The following is a 17,323-nucleotide window of genomic DNA, read 5'->3' as shown; positions in this document are numbered from 1 at the left end:
CCGCGGGCGCGGGGAGGCCGCGGTCAGATCCAGCCCATCTCGCGGGCGGTCTGGACGGCGGCGAGGCGGCCGGACGCGCCGAGCTTGCCCATCGCGGACGACAGGTAGTTGCGGACGGTGCCCTCCGACAGGTGCAGGCGGCCGGCGATGCCGGACGTGTCGGCGCCCGCGGCGATGTGCCGGAGGATCTCGCGCTCCCGGTCGGTCAGCGGGTTGTCGCCCGCCTCCATGGCGGCGGCCGCGAGCTCGGCGTCCAGGTAGCGGCCCCCGGCGTGGACCTTGCGGATCGCGGCGGCCAGCTCCTCGGTGGGGGCGTCCTTCGGGACGAACCCGCGGACCCCGGCGGCCATGGCGCGGCGCAGGTAGCCGGGGCGGCCGAAGCTGGTGAGGATGCACACCGCGCAGCGGGCGCCGGACGAGCGCAGCTCCTCGGCGACGGCGAGGCCGTCCGCGCCGGGCATCTCGATGTCGAGGACGGCGACGTCCGGGTCGTTCGCGGCGACGGCGGCGGCGACCTCGTCGCCGCGGCCGACCTCCGCGACGACCTCCAGGTCGGGGTCCAGGCCGAGCAGCGCGGCGACGGCGCCCCGGATGAGGTGCTCGTCGTCGGCCAGCAGGACCCGGATCACCGCTCCCTCCCGGCCGCCGGGACGGGCTCGGCCGCGGGGCCGGCGTCCCCGGCGGGCAGCGGGACGACGGCCCGCAGCAGGAAGCCGTCGCGGCCGTGCCGTCCGGCGCCGAACTCGCCGCCGAGGACGGCGACCCGCTCCTCCAGCCCGGTCAGGCCCGACCCGGGGGACCCGGCGCCGCGCGCGCGGACGCCGTCGTTGCGCATCTCCAGGACCACGGCATGACCATAGACGGTCAGAGCGACGGTGCAGCGGCGGGCCTCGCTGTGCTTGATCACGTTGGTGGCGCCCTCGCGGATCACCCAGGCGAGCACGGCGCCGACCTCGGACGGCAGGTCCGCCGGGGGCTCGTCGGCCTCGCAGCGGACCCCGGCCGCCTCCAGCACCGCGCGCACCCCGGCCAGCTCGGCGTCCAGCTCGACGGCGCGGTAGCCGCGGACGGCCGCCCGCACCTCCCGCAGCGCCTCCCGGGCGGCGGTGCGGACGTCGGCCATCTCGGCGCCGGCGCGGGCCGGGTCGTTCTCGGCCATCCGCATCGCGAGCTCGCTCTTCACCGCGATCAGCGAGAGGCTGTGGCCGAGCAGGTCGTGCAGGTCGCGGGAGAAGCGGAGCCGCTCCTCGGTGACGGCGAGCCGGGCGACGGCGTCGCGGGCGGCGTACGCCTCCAGGTGCATGTCCCACATGCGGCGCTGGTACCGGTTGACCCACGCGACGAGCAGGCACGTCGCCAGGAAGAGGACGAAGAAGCCGGGCAGGACCAGGTACCAGGTCGGATTCTCGCCCTCGATGCGCCGTCCGGCCGAGATCGTGGAGAGGACCGCGCAGTACGCCGCCGTCCCCGCGCACAGCGCCGTGATCTGGCGGCGGTTCACCGGCGACAGCACCACCGCCGACACCCAGAACGCCGGGATGACGCACCAGACGGGGTTGGTCAGGATCATCGCGCCCAGCCCGGCGGTCACCGCGCCGCTGAGCACGATGTCGCGGCGCGCGGCCCCGCCGTCCAGGCCCGTCCGGACGAGCCGCAGGTAGAACCACAGCAGCAGGCCGAGGCCGGTGACGGCCAGCAGGACCAGGGGCAGCCCGATGTGGCCTTCGGCGTAGGACGGGCCGAGCGCCCCCAGCCCGACGGCCATGAACGAGACCCCGGCCATCATGAACGACCGCTGCGTCACCTTGCGGTAGCGCTCCAGCCGCACCGCGTTCTGCTCTTCGAGTTCCGCCTTCGTGGCGACCGCCATGACCGGACCTCCTTCCCCCCCGAGTACGGTATCCGCCGCTCAACCGCGGCGCGGCTCCCAGCGGAACCAGCGCTTGGCCGCCTCGGCGCCGAGCGCGGCCCAGACGGCGAGCGCGGCGAAGGACTGGAGGCACGCGGCCCATCCGCCGGCGAAGCCGACCGCGGCGTGCTCGGAGGCGCCCGCGAAGTCCTGCCCGAAGTAGGCGGTCCGGGTGATCTCGACGACCGGGGTCAGCGGCAGCCAGCGGCAGGCAGCGGCCAGGGCGTCGGGGAGCGCGTCCAGCGGGAACATCACGCCGCCGCCCGCCATGCACCCGAACATGATCGGCAGGACGGTGAGCTGGGCGAGTTCGGCGTTCGGGGTGAGCCCGGAGACCGCGAAGGCCAGCAGGGCGAAGACGGTCACTCCGCCTGCGAGGCCGACGAGGAGCAGCAGCGGGTCGGCGGGGAACCGGCCGCCGAACGCCGCGCCGAGCACGACGAGCAGCAGCAGCGCCTGCGCCGCGTACGCCGCGGTCGCGGTGAGGACGCTGCCGCCGCGGATCTCGGCGTCGGACAGCGCGGTGCCGCGCAGCCGCTTGAGGGTGAGGTCCTCGCGGCGGGCGGTGAACACGTTCACCAGGTTCATGAAGACCGCGAAGATGAGGAAGAACGCGAGGTGGCCGGTGCCCTGCAGCAGCGCGCCGTCCACACCGTCGATCTCCTGGCCGCTCATCGGGACCAGCATCGCGATGAACATCACGGGCAGGCCGAAGACGGTGAACAGCGCGGTGCGGTTGCGGTAGAGCAGGACGGCGTCGAACCGCGCGACGCGCGCCAGGGACCGGGGCGACACCGCGGGCGGGGCGAACCGGGGCCGGCGGGGGGCGGCGAGGGTCATCGGGAGGCTCCTTCGGGGGTCGCGGCGGCGGTGGCGGTGCGGAGGAAGACGTCCTCGAGGGACGCGCTGCGCGCCTGCAGTCCGTCGAGCGCGATGCCGCCGGCGTCCGCCCAGCGCAGCAGCTCGTACAGGCCGGCCTGCATGCCGTCGCCGCGCACGGTGTAGGTGGCGGTGGCGCGGCCGCCGTCCACGGCGATGTCCGCGGCGGCGCCGCCGAGCAGCGGCAGCTCGCGGACCCGCAGCCGCTCGGGCACCTGGAAGCTGATGCGGTCGCCGTGGCCGGCGACGACCTCGGCGACGGTGCCGGTCTGCTCGATCGCTCCCCGGTGCATGATCGCCAGCCGGTCGGCGAGCTGCTCGGCCTCCTCCAGGTAGTGCGTGGTGAGCAGCACGGTGGTGCCGTCCCGCACCAGGTCCCGGACGGTCCGCCAGGTGGCGTGCCGGGCCTCGGGGTCCATGCCGGTGGTGGGCTCGTCCAGGAACAGGACGCGGGGACGGGCGAGGAGCGCGAGCGCGAGGTCGAGGCGGCGCTTCTGCCCGCCGGACAGCTGCCGGACCTTCACGCCCGCCCGGTCCTGCAGCCCGACGAGCGCGAGCACCTCGGCGGCGGGCCGCGCGCGGGGCGTGAACCCGCGCCAGTGGGCGGTGGTCTCGGCGACCGTGAGGTCGTTGAAGAAGCCGCCCTCCTGGAGCATGATCCCGATCTGCGGGCGGACGGCGCGGCGCTCGCGGTGCGGGTCGCGGCCGAGGACCCGGACGGTGCCCGCGTGCGCCGGGCGGAACCCCTCGAGGGTCTCCATGGTGGTGGTCTTGCCGGCGCCGTTGGTGCCGAGGAGCGCGAACAGCTCCCCCTCCCCGACTTCGAACGAGACGCCGGAGACGGCCTCGTGGTCGCCGTACCGCTGGCGCAGCCCGTCGACGTGGATCACCTGGTTCGGATGCATGCCCCCAGCGTCGCGGGGAGCGCGGCCCCGCCGGTAGAAGCGGCTATCACCGCTTCGCCCGGCGGTTGTCAGCCGATCGGTATGACGGTTGTCATCCGCCCTGGTCGGCCGGGGGCCGCCGCGGGGGCCGTCAGCCGCCGACGCTGACGACGTGCCCGATCGCGGACGGGTCGGCGGCGTGGTCCAGCAGCGCGAGGGCGAGGTCGGCGCGGGCGAGGGTGAAGCCGCCGAGGACGTTGCGGTCCACCGCGGCCCGGTAGCGCCCCTTGCCGTCGCCGTCGGTGAGCCGCGGCGGCCGGACGATCGTCCAGTCGAGGCCGGAGGCGCGGACGACGTCCTCGGCGCGGGCCATGTCGGCGAAGGCGTGCTTGAGCATCGGCTTCAGCAGCATCGGCTTGACGACGTACCGGGTGAGCGGGTCGTCGCCGGGTCCGTTGGCGAACCCGGACGCGCTGACCATGAGGAACCGCCGCTCCCCGACGGCCGCCATCGCGGCGGTGATGCTGCGCGTGCTGTCCTCGCAGACGGTGGTGGGGGTGCGGCCCTCGCGGGTGCCGATGGCGGTGACGACGGCGTCGCTCCCCTTCACCGCGTCCTCGATGGCGCCGGGGTCCATGACGTCGGCGCGGACGACCTCCAGGGCCGCGCCGTCGCCGGCGCGGTCGCGCAGGTCGGCGGGCAGCCGGGACGGGTCGCGCACGACCGCGGTGACGCGGTGGTCCTTGATGAGGGCCCGGCGGACGACCTGCAGTCCGGTGCCGCCGGTCGCCCCGAAGACCGTGAGTCGCATGGTTCCTCCTGGTGGAAGAGGGTGAGTGAATCTTTACTCACCCCTAGATTGGGTTAGCATTCACTCACCTGTCAAGCGGAGGGAGCCGGATGAGCGCACGGGAGCGGATCCTGGACGCGGCGGCCGACGTGATGCGCGAGCGCGGCGTCGCCCGCGCCACCACCAAGGAGATCGCCCGGGCGGCCGGGTACTCCGAGGCGCTGCTCTACAAGCACTTCCGCGACAAGGACGAGCTCATGATGCTGGTCCTGAAGGAGCGCATGCCCGCGTTCACGGTCACGGGCGAGCCCGGCCTCGGCACCGTCGAGTCGAACCTCGTGGCCGTGGCGCACAACGGGCTGCGGTTCTACCGGCGCGCGTTCCCGATGATGGCGTCCATGGTCGCGCAGCCGCCGCTGATGGCCGCGACCCGCGAGTCGCTGCGCAAGTACGGGGCGGGCCCGCACGTGCCCGTCCGCCAGCTCGCCGAGTACCTCGACGCCGAACGCGGCCTCGGCCGGGTCGCCGCGGACGCCGACACCGCCGCGGCCGCCGCGCTGCTGCTCGGCGCGTGCTTCCAGCAGGGCTTCCTGCGCTACTTCGCCGAGGGCGCCGCGGCGGCCGACCCGCCCGAGTCGGACGCCCGCGACCTCGTGCGCCCCCTGCTCCCGTCCCTGCTCCCCTGACCTGCTCCCCTGACCTTCCGGGGCGTCAGTGCCCGCCGAGCCGGGTCTTCACCACCTTGCCCATCGCGTTGCGCGGCAGCCCGCCGACCAGGTGGACGGCGCGGGGCCGCTTGTGCGCCGACAGCCGCCCGGCGACGAAGTCGATCAGCCCGCGCTCGTCCACGCCGTCCGCGACGACGTAGGCGGTGACCTGCTCGCCCAGATCGTCGTGCGGGGTGCCGACGACGGCCGCCTCCCGCACCGCGGGGTGCGCCAGCAGCGCGTTCTCCACCTCGCCCGCGCCGATCCGGTAGCCGCCGCTCTTGATCAGGTCGGTGGAGGCGCGGCCGACGATGCGGTGCCGCCCGTCCGGGGCGATGACGGCGATGTCGCCCGTGCGGAACCAGCCGTCGGCGGTGAACGCCGCGGCGGTCGCCTCGGGCCGGTTGAGGTACCCCTTGAACAGCAGCGGCGCGCGGACGTGCAGCTCACCGGGCGTCTCGCCGTCGGCCGGGACGTCCGCGCCGTCCTCGGCCCGCAGCCGGGTCTCCACACCGGGCAGCGGCGTGCCCACGTACCCCGGGTGCCGTTCGCCGTCGGCGCGCGCGCTGACGGTGATGAGGGTCTCCGTCATGCCGTACCGCTCGACCGGACGGTGCCCGGTGAGGCCCTCGAGCCGCTCGAAGACGGGCACCGGCAGGGGCGCGCTCCCGGACACCAGCAGCCGCGCGCCGCGCAGCGCCTCCGCCGCCGCCGCGTCCGCGGCCGTCCGCGACCAGACCGTCGGGACGCCGAAGAACAGGCTGCCGCCGTCGTCCCGCGCGGCCGCCGCGTACGCCTCGGGCGTCGGCCGCCCGGTGTGGACGAGCGGCGACCCGACGCGCAGGGCGCCGAGGACACCCAGGACCAGGCCGTGCACGTGGAACAGCGGCAGCCCGTGCACGAGGACGTCGTCGGGGGTCCACGCCCACGCGCCGGCGAGCGCGTCGAGGCCCGCGGCGATCGCGCCGCGGGAGATCAGCACGCCCTTCGGCGCGCCCGTCGTCCCGCTGGTGTAGAGGATCAGGGCGGTCGCGTCCGGCGCGGGCCCGCCGGGTCCGGCGTCGCCCGGCGGCAGGTCGTCGACCGGCACCAGCGGCGGCTCCCCGTCGAGGACCGCGGTGCCGCGCGCGCCGAGCAGCAGCGCGGCGCCGGAGTCGCCGAGGATGTGGGCCCGCTCGTCCGGGCCCGAGTCGGGCGGCACCGGCACCACCGGGACGCCCGCGAGGAGCCCGCCGACGACGGCCACGACCGTCTCCAGGGACGCGGTGGCGTGCACCGCGACCGCGTCCGCCCCGCCGATCCGGGCGGCGACGGCCGACGCCCGGCGCAGCAGCTCGTCCCGCGCCAGCTCCCGCCCCGCCACGCGCACCGGGCCGCCCGCTTCCCCGAGCAGGTCCATCCCCCGCCCCCTTCCGGTCGTCGGATGAGCATTTGGAAGTATGCCGTCCATGCCGGAGACCGCGACCACCTACCCGGCGCTCGCCGCGCGCCTGCTGGCGCTGCCGCCGTCCTGCGGGCCGGTGCGGATCGTCGCGGTCGACGGGCCGAGCGGCGCGGGCAAGTCGACGTTCGCGGGACGGCTGGCCGCGGTGCTGGCGGGCGCCCCGGTCGTCCGGTCCGACGACTTCCGCGTGCCGTGGGACGCCGACCCGCTGACCTGGTGGGAGCCGTTCGAGCGGGCGGTGCTGGCGCCGCTGCGGGAGGGCCGCCCGGCCGTCCTGCGCCGCTTCCACTGGCACCGCGAGGCGTACGGGCCGCCCGAGGAGATCCCGCCCGCGCCCGTCCTGCTGGCCGAGGGGGTCGGCGCGGCGTGGGCCGGGTCGCCCGCCGCCTACCGGGTGTGGATCGAGGCGCCGCGCGCGCTGCGCCGCTCCCGCGTCCTCGACCGGGACGGGCCGGCGTTCGCGGACGCGTGGGACGGCTGGTCCGTGCGCGAGGCGGCCCACTTCGCCGCGGACGGCACCCGGCACCGGGCCGACCTGCGGCTCGACGGAACCGACCTCGCCCACCGGCTCCGCGCCCGCCGGTAGGCTGATCCCTTTCATCCGACGGACGACAGGCTGGAGCCCGTTCATGGCGCTGGAACGCCCCGAGATCGACTTCCCCGAGGGTCAGCCGCCCTCGATGCTCGACATCACCGACATCAGCGTGGGCGACGGCCCGGAGGCCGTGAAGGGCTCGCAGGTGTCGATGCACTACGTCGGGGTGTCGTGGTCCACCGGCGAGGAGTTCGACGCGTCCTGGAACCGCGGCTCCACGCTGGACTTCGAGCTCGGCGCCGGCCGCATGATCAAGGGCTGGGACATGGGCATCCCCGGCATGAAGGTCGGCGGCCGCCGCAAGCTCGTCATCCCCCCGCACCTCGCCTACGGCGACCGCAGCCCCAGCCCGGCCATCAAGCCGGGCGAGACGCTGATCTTCGTGGTGGACCTCGTGGCGGTGAGCTGACCCCGCGGGAGTAAAACGGCGGGCAATCCGCGGGTGAAAAACACCCCGGGTGCCCGCCGTCGCCGTTTCCGGGGCCGGACGGTTCGGTATCAGCCCGGAGTGATCGAGGCGCGGGGGCTGACGAAGCGGTACGGGACCACCACCGCCGTCCGCGACGCCTCGTTCACCGTCGTGCCCGGCCGCGTCACCGGATTCCTCGGGCCGAACGGCGCGGGCAAGTCGACGACGATGCGGATGGTCCTCGGGCTCGACCGCCCCACGGCCGGGGACGTCACGGTGAACGGCGTCCACTACCGCTCGCTCGGCGCGCCGCTGCGCGAGATCGGGGCCCTGCTGGACGCGACGGCGGTGCACGGCGGCCGCAGCGCCTACAACCACCTGCGCTGCCTCGCGCAGAGCAACGGCATCCCGCGGCGGCGCGTGGACGAGGTCCTGGAGCTGGTCGGGCTGGGGGACGTCGCGCGGCGGCCCGTCCGGGGGTTCTCGCTCGGGATGGAGCAGCGGCTCGGCATCGCGGGCGCGCTGCTCGGCGACCCGGGCGTGCTGATGTTCGACGAGCCCGCGAACGGCCTCGACCCGGAGGGCATCCGGTGGATCCGGACGCTGATGCGGCGGCTCGCGCGGGAGGGCCGGACGGTGTTCGTGTCGAGCCACCTGATGTCGGAGATGGCGCTCACCGCCGACCACCTCCTGGTGATCGGCCGCGGCCGGATCCTCGCCGACACCGGGATGCGGGAGTTCATCGACCAGAACGCCGCCGGGCACGTCCGGGTCCGGTCGCCGCAGCTCGGCGAGCTCGCGCGGCTGCTGGCGTCCGGCGGGCGGCGGTTCGAGGACGGGCCGGACGGGTCGCTGCTGGTGCACGGCGCGACGGCGGCGGAGGTCGGCGACCTCGCCGCCGACCACGCGCTGCGGGTGCACGAGCTGGCCCTGGTCCGGCCGTCGCTGGAGGAGGCGTTCATGCGGCTGACCGGCGACGCCGTCGAGTACCACGCGTGGACGGGGGCGCCGACGTGACGGCCGCGCCCGCGCCCGCGCCCGCCGCGCCCTCCCGGGACGCCCGCCGGGTCCGGTTCGGGCACGTCCTGGCCGCGGAGTGGACGAAGATCCGCACGGTGAAGTCGACGTTCTGGACGCTGCTCGCGGGGGCCGTCGTCCTCATCGGCTTCTCGGCGCTGTGGGCGCTGGCGTTCAGCACGACCTACGACCAGATGAGCGACACCGAGCGGGCCACGTTCACGCCGATGACGCCGATCCAGGTCGCGTTCTACTTCGCGATGGTGGTGTTCGGCGCGCTCGGCGTGCTGGTGATCACGGCCGAGTACTCCACCGGGATGATCCGGACCGCGCTGACCTCCGTGCCCCGCCGCGCCCACTACCTCGCGGCCAAGACGCTCGTGCTCGCCCTGGTCGTGCTCGTCGTCGGCGTCGCGGTGACGTTCGCGTCGTTCCTCGTCGCGCAGCCCGTCCTCGCCGCGAAGGGCCTGGACGGCTCGCTGGGCGACCCCGGCATCCTGCGGGCGGTCGTCGGCGGCGGCCTCTGGCTAGCGCTGATCGCGGTCATGGCGCTGGCCCTCGGCACGCTGCTGCGGCACACGGCGGGGTCGGTCGTGCTGGTGTTCGTGCTCCTGTTCGTCCTCGGCATCGCGGGCGGCTTCCTGCCGGGTTCGTGGGGCGAGACCGTCAACGAGTACCTGCCGTCCAACGCGGGGAGCGCGATCCTCTCCCCCGCCGACCAGACCGGCCTGCTCGCCCCCTGGTTCGGCCTCGGCGTGTTCGCGATCTACACGGCGGTCCTCCTCGCCGCCGCCTTCCTCCTCTTCGAACACCGCGACGCCTGACCGCCCACCCGCCCCCTCCCGCGCGCTTCGCCGCCGGTCTCCTTTCCCGCGGGTGACAGTCGAATACACGCCGAAGATCGGGCAATTACGGCGTCGCGCGTCCGGGCATGATCAGATATGTCCCGTCGGTTTCGCCGCGCGCCGCCCCGGACACCGGGAGCTGGGCCGCGCGGGCGCGCCGACGGACCCCCGGATCCAGCTCGATGAACGGAGAACGCGGCCGATGCGTGGGAAGACGCCCGTGATCGCGATGGTCGCCGCCGGAGTGCTCGGCGTGACGGCGGGCGGCTGGCCCGTGGTGCGCGCGCAGTCCGGCGAGTCCGGGCCGTCGACGCGGTCGCGGCTCGCCGCGGCGCTCGCCGACCGGACCTTCCCGGCGCCCGAGCCCGGCTCGTGGACGCCGCCGAAGCCCGCGCCGGACGGCCTGCCCCCGGTGATCAACAGCATCGACACGGCGGAGAAGGTCGTGTTCCTGACGATCGACGACGGCTACGTCTACGACGCCGAGTTCGTGAACCTCGTCCGGAAGGAGAAGGTTCCGATCATGACGTTCCTGACGTCCCGCTACATCGACGGGCACGGCCAGTACTTCTGGGCTCTGAAGCGGGCGGGGTCGCCGATGGAGAACCACACGGTCGGGCACCCGAACATGGCGACGCTCGGGCCGGACGCGCAGAAGAAGGAGATCTGCGAGGCGTCCGACGCGATCCAGAAGCAGTACGGGCGGCGCCCGACGCTGTTCCGGCCGCCGTTCGGCAGCTACAACGAGACCACCCGGCGGGTGTCGAAGGACTGCGGCGTGAAGTCGTTCCTCCTGTGGTCCGCCGAGTACTACAACGGGACGTCCGGGCCCGGCGTGGGCTTCAACGGGTTCGCGCGGGGGGACGGCGGCGACGGGTTCAAGCCCGGCGACATCATCCTCATGCACTTCCGCGAGGGGCTCGCGGGCCAGTTCAAGGCGTTCCTCGACAAGATCAGGAAAGCCGGGTTCCGGCCCGCGGCGCTGGAGAACTACCTGCCGCGGTCGCTCGGCGGCAACGCGCCCGACCAGGGCGGGTCCTGAATCCCGACGTATCCGGAGGATTTCCGGTTACGGGCCGCGGGCCGCGCGGCGCGTTCTATCGTCGTCCCGCCGGCGGGGTTGAGTCCCCCGCTCCCCGAGCAGCCCCGCCGGCACGGACCCGCTACTCCATGCCGGGACGGCGGCGCACCGGGCCGCCGATCTCGGTCTCGTCCGGCGCGATCATCCCGCCGCCCGTGCCGTCCGGCCGCCGGACGGCGTTCAGCGCGTGGTACCCGACGAGGACCGCGACGGTGCCGAGCGCGATGCCCTCCAGGGGGAAGTCGTCGGTGATGTTCAGCGTCACGTTCCCGATGGCGAGGATGAGGCCGGCCGCGACCGGGACGAGGTTCACCGGATCGCCGAAGTCGACGCGGTTCTCGACCCAGATCTTCGCGCCGAGCAGGCCGATCATGCCGTAGAGGACGACCGTGATGCCGCCGAGCACGCCGCCGGGGGTGGCGGCGACCAGCGCGCCGAACTTGGGGCAGAGCCCGAACAGGATCGCCACGAGCGCCGCGACGTAGTACGCGGCGGTGGAGTAGATGCGGGTGGCGGCCATCACGCCGATGTTCTCGGCGTAGGTGGTGGTGGGCGCGCCGCCGACCGCGGACGCGAGCGTGGTGCCGACGCCGTCGGCGGCGAGGGCGCGGCCGAGCACCGGGTTCAGGTCGTCGCCGGTCATCGCCGACACCGCCTTGACGTGCCCGGTGTTCTCCGCGATCAGCGCGATGACCGGCGGCAGCGCGAGCAGGATCGCGGACGTCTTGAAGTCGGGCCCGTGCAGCTGCGGGAGCCCGAACCAGTCCGCGGACGACACGGCGGAGAAGTCGACGCGGTCGTGCGCGAACGGGGCGGCGACGCAGTACGGGCCCTCGGACGCGCAGGCGCGGCCCGCCGCGTCCAGCAGGTTCTGCCCCGGCAGCACGGAGGTGACCGGCCCGGCGAGGACGTCCAGCAGCCAGGAGAGGGCGAACCCGAACACGAGCGCGAGCAGGATCGCGATCCGCGACCAGAAGCCGCGCAGCAGCACCGTGCACAGGACGGCGAAGCACAGCGTGGCGAGGGCGACCCACTGGTCCTGCGGCCAGTAGGTGTCGGCGACGACCGGCGCGAGGTTGAAGCCGATCAGCATGACGACCGCGCCGGTGACGGCGGGCGGGAAGATCCGGTGGATGAGGTCGCCGCCCAGCAGGTGGACGACCACGCCGACGATCAGGAGCACGGCGCCGGTGACGAGGATCGCGCCGGTCACGGTGGCGCTGTCGCCGCCGCCCGCCCGGATCGCCGCGGCCACGCCGACGAACGAGGCGCTGCTGCCGAGGTAGCTCGGCACCTTCCCGCGGACGATCAGCAGGAACAGGATCGTCGCGAACCCCGACATCATGATCGCGAGGTTCGGGTCGAGGCCCATCAGCACGGGGAACACGAAGGTCGCCCCGAACATCGCCACCACGTGCTGGGCGCCGATCCCGGCGGTGCGCGGCCACGACAGCCGCTCGTCCGGACGGACGATCTCGCCCGGCGGGGGCGTCCGCCCGTCGCCGTGCAGCTTCCAGCCGATCTTCATCGGGTCCCTCCCGGTCCTGCGTCGCCGCGCCGTGCGGCAGGGTAGATCTACCAGGTGGGAGGCCGCGCGAACGGACCGGGGGCCGCCCGGGGGCGCGCGTTCGGCGCGGCCCCGGACGTCCGCCGGGCACTGCCGCTACCCTCAGATACCGCGCATGCGCAGTACGTGAAGGGCGAGGGTGAGGTTGAGCCGGAGATGGGCGTCCTCGGTGAACGCGCCGAGCATCCGCTCCAGCTTGCCGATGCGGTAGCGCAGCGTGTTGTAGTGGAAGTGGAGCCGGCGGGCCGTCTCGGCGACGTTGAGGTTGGTCTCCAGCAGCACCTGGAGGGTGCGGCGCAGGTCCACCAGCTCGGGCTCGGCGTCGGACGCCAGGTCGCCGAGGGTCTCGCGGACGAACGCGTGGAGCTCCTCCGGGTCCGACACCAGGCTCAGCAGCCGGTACACGCCGAGCTGGTCGAAGTGCGCGCGCGCCCCGGGTCCGTGGAGCTGCCGCCCCACCCGGACGGCCTTGACGGCCTGCTCGTACGCCTCGGGCAGCGCGGCCGGGGACCCCACGGTGCGGCTGACGCCGGAGGAGAACGTCCGCCGCACCGACATGTGCTCGGCGAACACCGCCGCCGCCTCTTTGATCATCGTCTGCACCGGCGCGGACGGCAGCTCGGCGGAGCCGTCGCCGTCCCCGCCGACGATCGCGACGACCTCGTGGGCGAAGCTCACGACCGCCGCGCCGCGGTCGTGCCGCCGCGCGGCGGCCGTCCAGGCCGCGGCGAGCCGCTCCTGCGCGGACCGCTCGTCGGCGCCGCGGCCGCCGCGCGCCCCGCCGTCCGGTTCCGCGCCCGCTCCCCCGCCGCCCCCGCCGCGGGCGCGCCCGTCCAGTTCGGCGACCACGACCATCATGGGACGGTCGAGGTCCCAGCCGAAGCCGTCGCAGTGCGCGATGATCCGGTCGTCGTCGCCCGCGCGGCCCGCGAGGACGTCGCGCAGGAAGTCGGCCCGGTACTTGCTCTCCACCGCCGCGACCGCCTGCTGCTTGGTCACCACGAGCGCGGTGACGGTCGCGGCGCGTTCGAGGATGCCGAGGTCGGTGCCGCGCAGCGCGCCGCCGGGGCTGAACGCGACGATGCGGCCGTGGTCGAAGCCGCCCGCCATCACGGGCACGACCAGGTGGTCGGCGGTGCCGTGCGCGCCGGTGATGCCGCAGCCGCCGCGGCCGCAGGCGGCGTGCCGGCCCGCGTCGAACGCCCGCATCGCGGCGACGTCCTCGTCCGGCCCGGCGCCCGCGAGGACGCGCTGCTCGCCGTCCAGCACGACCACCGCGACGTCCAGCAGCGACGCGACCTCGTCGACCACCTCCTGCAGCCCGCCGCCGCACAGCACGATCTGGACGAGCGCGCGGTGCACCTCCTCGGTGCGCGCGAGCACGGCCGCCTGCCGGTTCAGGATGTCGGTCAGCACCTGGTTGAGGATGTCGTCGAAGCCGACGTCGGGCGGGAGCAGGATCAGCGGGAAGCCGCGCCGGTCGGCCTGCGCGACCATCTCCGGCGGCGGCGCGTCCAGGTAGCGGCCGAGCTTGATCGCGAGCGCCGCCAGGCCGCGCTCGTCCAGGTCGGCGATCAGGTTGTCGAAGGACTCGGGGGTGTGGCGCAGCGGGTATCCGGTGGTGAGGAGCAGCTCGTTCGGTTTGACCCACGACAGGACGTCGGGGACCTCCATCACGTTGAGTCGCTGGACGACGCGGTCGAGGCCGGCCCGGCCGGCGATGAGGCGGGCGCCGTTCAGGGTGCTGACGCCGAGGACCTCGCCGACCGACAGGCCGTAGGTCAGGGTTCCGGTGCTGGCGAGCCGCAGGGCCGGTGGGCCCGGGTCCGCGCTGATGTAACTCATGCCAGGGGTCACCTCGCCTTTTGGTGCGTACATCGCCCGTTAAGGCGTGATCGCTACCGGTACCTGATCAACACTGACAACAAAGGCGAACAATGACAAGAAGCCTTGGCACCTTTGTCCATACGGCCCGCGCGAGCGGCGATCTACCGTCGCGGCAGAGTCCGGGCCGCCCCGTCGACGACGACGCGGCGGCACCCGTCAACCGGCCTCGGGAGGTTCCGTGACCCCGCTCGTCCGCGATCCCGCATCGCCGTCCGCGCCGCTCCCCGCCCGGCCCGGCGCCCGCCCGCCCCGGTCGGGCGCCGCGAGCCTGGCGCTGCGGCCGCTGCTGGACGGGCCGCGCCGGCCCGCACGCGTCATCGCCGTGTTCCCGGCGGCCGTGTACGCGGAGGTGCGCGGCGGCCCGGAGCCGCGGGTGCTGGCCGTGGTCGCCTCCGACGCCGCCCGCATGCCGAACGCCGTGGTCGTCCCGGCGGCGCGCCGCGACCACCCGTTCCGCGCGGTGCGCGAGGGCGCCGACGCGGTCGTCGGGGACGGGCGGTTCGAGACCGGCGGGTTCGCGGTGCGGGTGCGCCGCGAGTGGGATCCCGCGCCCGTCCTCGGGCCGCTCCATCCCGCCGCGCTCGCCCGGAACCTGCGGGCCGTGGAGGCCGCGTGCGAGGACGCCGGGATGGCCGGCGGCGGGCTGGCCGGCCACCCCGATCCGGGCCTGCTCGCCGACCGCTGCGCCGCCGGGGACCTCGCGGGCGCGGTGGAGGCCGCCGAGCGGATCGTCGGGCTCGGGCCGGGCCTCACCCCGAGCGGGGACGACGTCCTGTGCGGCCTGCTCGTGGCGCTGCGGCACGCGGGCGGCGCCGTCCGCCCCGGCGGGCGCGCGGTGTGGCTGGCGGACTGGCTGGGCGCCGCCGTCACCGCGGACGCCGGCACCCGCACCACCGCGCTCGCCGCGACGCTGCTGCACTGCGCGGCGGCGGGCGCCGCGGGCGCGGAGGTCGGCGCGGTGCTGCGCTGCGCGGCCGGGGCCGAGCCGCCGGGCCCGGCGGTGCGGCGGCTGCTGGCCGTGGGGCACACCTCCGGCACCGACCTGGCGCACGGGCTGCTCGCCGGCTGCCGCGCGGCGGTCGCGCTGACCGGCCCCCGCTGGATGTGCCGCGCCGGCTGAGCCGCGCCGGTGGACGGGCGGCGCGTCCGGCGCCGTGTGCGGGCCCATGCGCTGGGGTAACGTCCGGGTATGACCGAAATGATCACCGGGGCGCAGTACGCGCTCGCCGCCGGGCCGTACCGGGCCGTCGTCACCGAGTCGGGCGCGACCCTGCGCGAGCTGACCTGCGACGGACGGCCGCTGGTCCTGGCCCACGGCGCGGACGAGCCGGCCCCGGCGGCGTTCGGCAGCCTGCTGGTCCCGTGGCCGAACCGCGTCGACCGGGGCCGCTACGAGTACGGCGGGAAGGAGTACCGGCTGGACCTGTCCGAGCCGGAGAACGACTGCGCGATCCACGGGCTCGTCCGGTGGGCGTCCTGGACGGCCGCCGAGCACGGGCCGCACCGGGTGCGGCTGGCGCACCGGCTGCTCGGCTCGGCCGGCTACCCGTTCCGCCTCGACCTCGAGGCCGAGTACGCCCTCGACGCGCACACGGGCCTGACCGTCCGGATGAGCGCCCGCAACGCGGGGAGCGCCGCCGCCCCGTACGGGCACGGCGCCCACCCGTACCTCACGGTCGGCGAACCGCTCGACCGCTGCACCGCGACGCTCGGCGCGGCCCGGTACGTCCCGGTGGACGACCGGATGATCCCGTCCGGGCCCGCCGCGGACGTCACGGGCACCCGCTGGGACCTGCGGGACGGGCCCGTCCTCGGCGACCGGAAGATCGACAACGTGTACACGGAGCTCGACCGGGACGAGTCGGGCCGCTGCTGGGCGACGCTCAGCGGCGGCGGCCGGTCCGTGCGGCTGTGGTCCGACGAGGCGCACCCCTGGATGCAGGTCTACACCGCCGACGAGGCGCCGGAGCCGCGCACCGGGCTGGGCGTCGAGCCGATGACCTGCCCGCCGAACGCGTTCGCCTCCGGCGAGGGGCTGATCGATCTCGCGCCCGGCGCCACAATCAGCGGATCTTGGGGGATCATGGCGGGGTGAATCTCAGCGTTGCCTCGCTCGACGACCTGTCCGCCCGCATCGCCGCCGTCCGCGACGCGCACCGCGAGCGCCTGCCCGGCGGCGCCGACGGCCGCCGGCCGGTGCACACGGTGTACGTCCCGGCCGACCGGTTCGCCGCCTCGACGCCCGCCGACTTCGGCGCGGAGGCGCTGCGGCTGCTCAACACCCACACCCCGGGCGACGGGTCGTTCGGGGCGGCGTTCGGCCTCGACCCGGAGCTGGCCGGGCGGGTCCGCGAGCGGGTCGCGGCCAAGCTGGCCGCCGAACCGGTCGAGGACGTCCGGATCGACTTCGAGGACGGCTACGGCGTCCGCCCCGACGCCGAGGAGGACGCGCACGTCGCCCAGGCCGTCGAGGCCGTGGCCGCCGCGTACGAGGTGAAGGGGCTCCCCCACTACTGGGGGCTGCGGGTCAGGTCGTTCGCCGACGGCGGCCACGAGCGGGCCATGCGGACGCTGGACGGCTTCCTCACCGCGCTGCGGGACCGGCTCGGCCGGCTGCCCGGCGGGTTCACGATCACGTTCCCGAAGGTGCTGTCCGCCGAGCACGTCGCGCTGTTCACCGAGTACCTGGACCTGCTGGAGACGTCCCTCGGGCTGCCCGCCGGCATCCTGCGGTTCGAGATCCAGGTGGAGACCCCCGAATCGGTCTTCGACGCGGACGGGCGGGTCGCGGCGCCCGCGCTCGTGCGGGCCGCCGGGGGACGGCTGACCGGCGCGCACTTCGGCGTGTACGACTACACCGCCGCCATCGGCCTCCCGCCGGAGGAGCAGCGGCTCGACCACCCGGCCTGCGACTTCGCGCGGCACGTCATGCAGGTCGGGTTCGCGGGGTCCGGGGTGCGGCTGTCGGACGGCTCCACCAACACCGTCCCGCGCGACGAGGGCCCCGACGAGGTCAACGCCGCCTGGGCGGCGCACGCCGCGCACGTCCGGCACTCGCTGCGGCACGGGTTCCACCAGGGCTGGGACCTGCACCCGGCGCACCTGCCCAGCCGCTACGCCGTCGTGTACGGCTACCACCTGACGGGCGTGGACGACGTCATCGCGCGGGTACGGGCATGGCGGGAACGGTCCGGCGGCGAGGGCGGCGTGCTGGACGAGCCGGCGACGATCGAGGCGCTCACCGACCGGCTGCGCCGCGCCGTGGACTGCGGCGCGCTCGACGAGTCCGACGTCCCGCCCCTCTCGTGA

At 75.1% G+C, this 17,323-nt stretch carries 17 protein-coding genes; 9 read left to right on the top strand and 8 right to left on the bottom strand.

Going from position 1 to position 17,323, the window contains the following annotated elements; genetic code table 11:
- Window positions 1-23: 23 nt before the first annotated feature.
- From H505_RS0135885 to H505_RS0135865, 5 genes are all read right to left on the bottom strand, one after another.
- Entirely contained in the window at window positions 24-629 is a 606-nt protein-coding gene (locus H505_RS0135885) for a response regulator transcription factor (protein WP_026405806.1), read from the bottom strand.
- Window positions 626-1,870 carry a sensor histidine kinase gene (locus tag H505_RS48400; RefSeq protein ID WP_051301531.1) on the bottom strand — a complete coding sequence of 415 codons (1,245 nt, stop codon included), beginning with the start codon at window positions 1,868-1,870 and terminating at the stop codon, window positions 626-628. Before H505_RS48400 ends, H505_RS0135885 begins: the two co-directional genes overlap by 4 nt.
- A gap of 39 nt (window positions 1,871-1,909) precedes the next feature.
- Window positions 1,910-2,749: an ABC transporter permease gene (locus H505_RS46555; RefSeq protein ID WP_051301530.1), complete on the bottom strand. Its 840-nt coding sequence runs from the start codon at window positions 2,747-2,749 to the stop codon at window positions 1,910-1,912.
- Window positions 2,746-3,693: an ABC transporter ATP-binding protein gene (locus tag H505_RS0135870; protein ID WP_026405804.1), complete on the bottom strand. Its 948-nt coding sequence runs from the start codon at window positions 3,691-3,693 to the stop codon at window positions 2,746-2,748. The genes H505_RS46555 and H505_RS0135870 overlap by 4 nt, the downstream gene beginning before the upstream one ends.
- Before the next feature lie 130 nt (window positions 3,694-3,823).
- Window positions 3,824-4,483 (bottom strand): NAD(P)-dependent oxidoreductase, encoded by a 660-nt coding sequence (locus H505_RS0135865; RefSeq protein WP_026405803.1) that lies wholly within the window; start codon window positions 4,481-4,483, stop codon window positions 3,824-3,826.
- Window positions 4,484-4,572: 89 nt separating this feature from the next.
- Here H505_RS0135865 and H505_RS0135860 point away from each other — a divergent pair, with 89 nt between their 5' ends.
- The gene (locus H505_RS0135860; RefSeq protein WP_026405802.1) at window positions 4,573-5,148 is read left to right on the top strand and encodes a TetR/AcrR family transcriptional regulator; all 576 of its coding nucleotides are present in this window, start codon (window positions 4,573-4,575) and stop codon (window positions 5,146-5,148) included.
- A gap of 25 nt (window positions 5,149-5,173) precedes the next feature.
- Here the strand turns inward: H505_RS0135860 and H505_RS0135855 are convergent, their stop codons facing one another.
- On the bottom strand, window positions 5,174-6,568 hold the full coding sequence (locus H505_RS0135855; protein ID WP_026405801.1) for an acyl-CoA synthetase: 1,395 nt from the start codon (window positions 6,566-6,568) through the stop codon (window positions 5,174-5,176).
- Between the two features lie 49 nt (window positions 6,569-6,617).
- Between H505_RS0135855 and H505_RS0135850 the strand changes: the two genes are divergently transcribed.
- The 5 genes from H505_RS0135850 to H505_RS0135830 all read left to right on the top strand — a co-directional run bounded on the left by H505_RS0135850 (window position 6,618) and on the right by H505_RS0135830 (window position 10,521).
- Complete coding sequence (locus H505_RS0135850; protein ID WP_026405800.1) at window positions 6,618-7,199, top strand: uridine kinase family protein; 582 nt, start codon at window positions 6,618-6,620, stop codon at window positions 7,197-7,199.
- 43 nt (window positions 7,200-7,242) lie between these two features.
- On the top strand, window positions 7,243-7,617 hold the full coding sequence (locus H505_RS0135845) for an FKBP-type peptidyl-prolyl cis-trans isomerase (protein WP_026405799.1): 375 nt from the start codon (window positions 7,243-7,245) through the stop codon (window positions 7,615-7,617).
- Window positions 7,618-7,716: 99 nt separating this feature from the next.
- Window positions 7,717-8,634 carry an ABC transporter ATP-binding protein gene (locus H505_RS46550; protein WP_051301528.1) on the top strand — a complete coding sequence of 306 codons (918 nt, stop codon included), beginning with the start codon at window positions 7,717-7,719 and terminating at the stop codon, window positions 8,632-8,634.
- Window positions 8,613-9,458 (top strand): ABC transporter permease, encoded by an 846-nt coding sequence (locus H505_RS0135835; protein WP_233617937.1) that lies wholly within the window; start codon window positions 8,613-8,615, stop codon window positions 9,456-9,458. The genes H505_RS46550 and H505_RS0135835 overlap by 22 nt, the downstream gene beginning before the upstream one ends.
- 223 nt (window positions 9,459-9,681) lie before the next feature.
- Window positions 9,682-10,521: a polysaccharide deacetylase family protein gene (locus H505_RS0135830; protein WP_026405797.1), complete on the top strand. Its 840-nt coding sequence runs from the start codon at window positions 9,682-9,684 to the stop codon at window positions 10,519-10,521.
- Window positions 10,522-10,642: 121 nt separating this feature from the next.
- Here H505_RS0135830 and H505_RS46545 read toward each other — a convergent pair whose 3' ends face one another.
- The gene (locus H505_RS46545; RefSeq protein ID WP_034521350.1) at window positions 10,643-12,088 is read right to left on the bottom strand and encodes a uracil-xanthine permease family protein; all 1,446 of its coding nucleotides are present in this window, start codon (window positions 12,086-12,088) and stop codon (window positions 10,643-10,645) included.
- A gap of 141 nt (window positions 12,089-12,229) precedes the next feature.
- Window positions 12,230-13,972: a PucR family transcriptional regulator gene (locus H505_RS0135820; protein WP_034521347.1), complete on the bottom strand. Its 1,743-nt coding sequence runs from the start codon at window positions 13,970-13,972 to the stop codon at window positions 12,230-12,232.
- A gap of 220 nt (window positions 13,973-14,192) precedes the next feature.
- Here H505_RS0135820 and H505_RS0135815 point away from each other — a divergent pair, with 220 nt between their 5' ends.
- The 3 genes from H505_RS0135815 to H505_RS0135805 all read left to right on the top strand — a co-directional run bounded on the left by H505_RS0135815 (window position 14,193) and on the right by H505_RS0135805 (window position 17,323).
- A complete protein-coding gene (locus tag H505_RS0135815) occupies window positions 14,193-15,134 on the top strand; it encodes an oxamate carbamoyltransferase subunit AllH family protein (protein WP_026405795.1) in 942 nt (313 codons plus the stop codon).
- 69 nt (window positions 15,135-15,203) lie between these two features.
- A complete protein-coding gene (locus tag H505_RS0135810) occupies window positions 15,204-16,109 on the top strand; it encodes an aldose 1-epimerase family protein (RefSeq protein WP_026405794.1) in 906 nt (301 codons plus the stop codon).
- Window positions 16,106-17,323 carry a DUF6986 family protein gene (locus H505_RS0135805; protein ID WP_026405793.1) on the top strand — a complete coding sequence of 406 codons (1,218 nt, stop codon included), beginning with the start codon at window positions 16,106-16,108 and terminating at the stop codon, window positions 17,321-17,323. The genes H505_RS0135810 and H505_RS0135805 overlap by 4 nt, the downstream gene beginning before the upstream one ends.

The sequence above is a fragment of the Actinomadura rifamycini DSM 43936 genome, assembly GCF_000425065.1.
GTDB classification, from domain to species: Bacteria; Actinomycetota; Actinomycetes; order Streptosporangiales; family Streptosporangiaceae; genus Spirillospora; species Spirillospora rifamycini.
The sequence above is the reverse complement of the archived record's forward strand: the minus strand, read 5'-3'. Positions and strand labels throughout refer to the sequence as shown.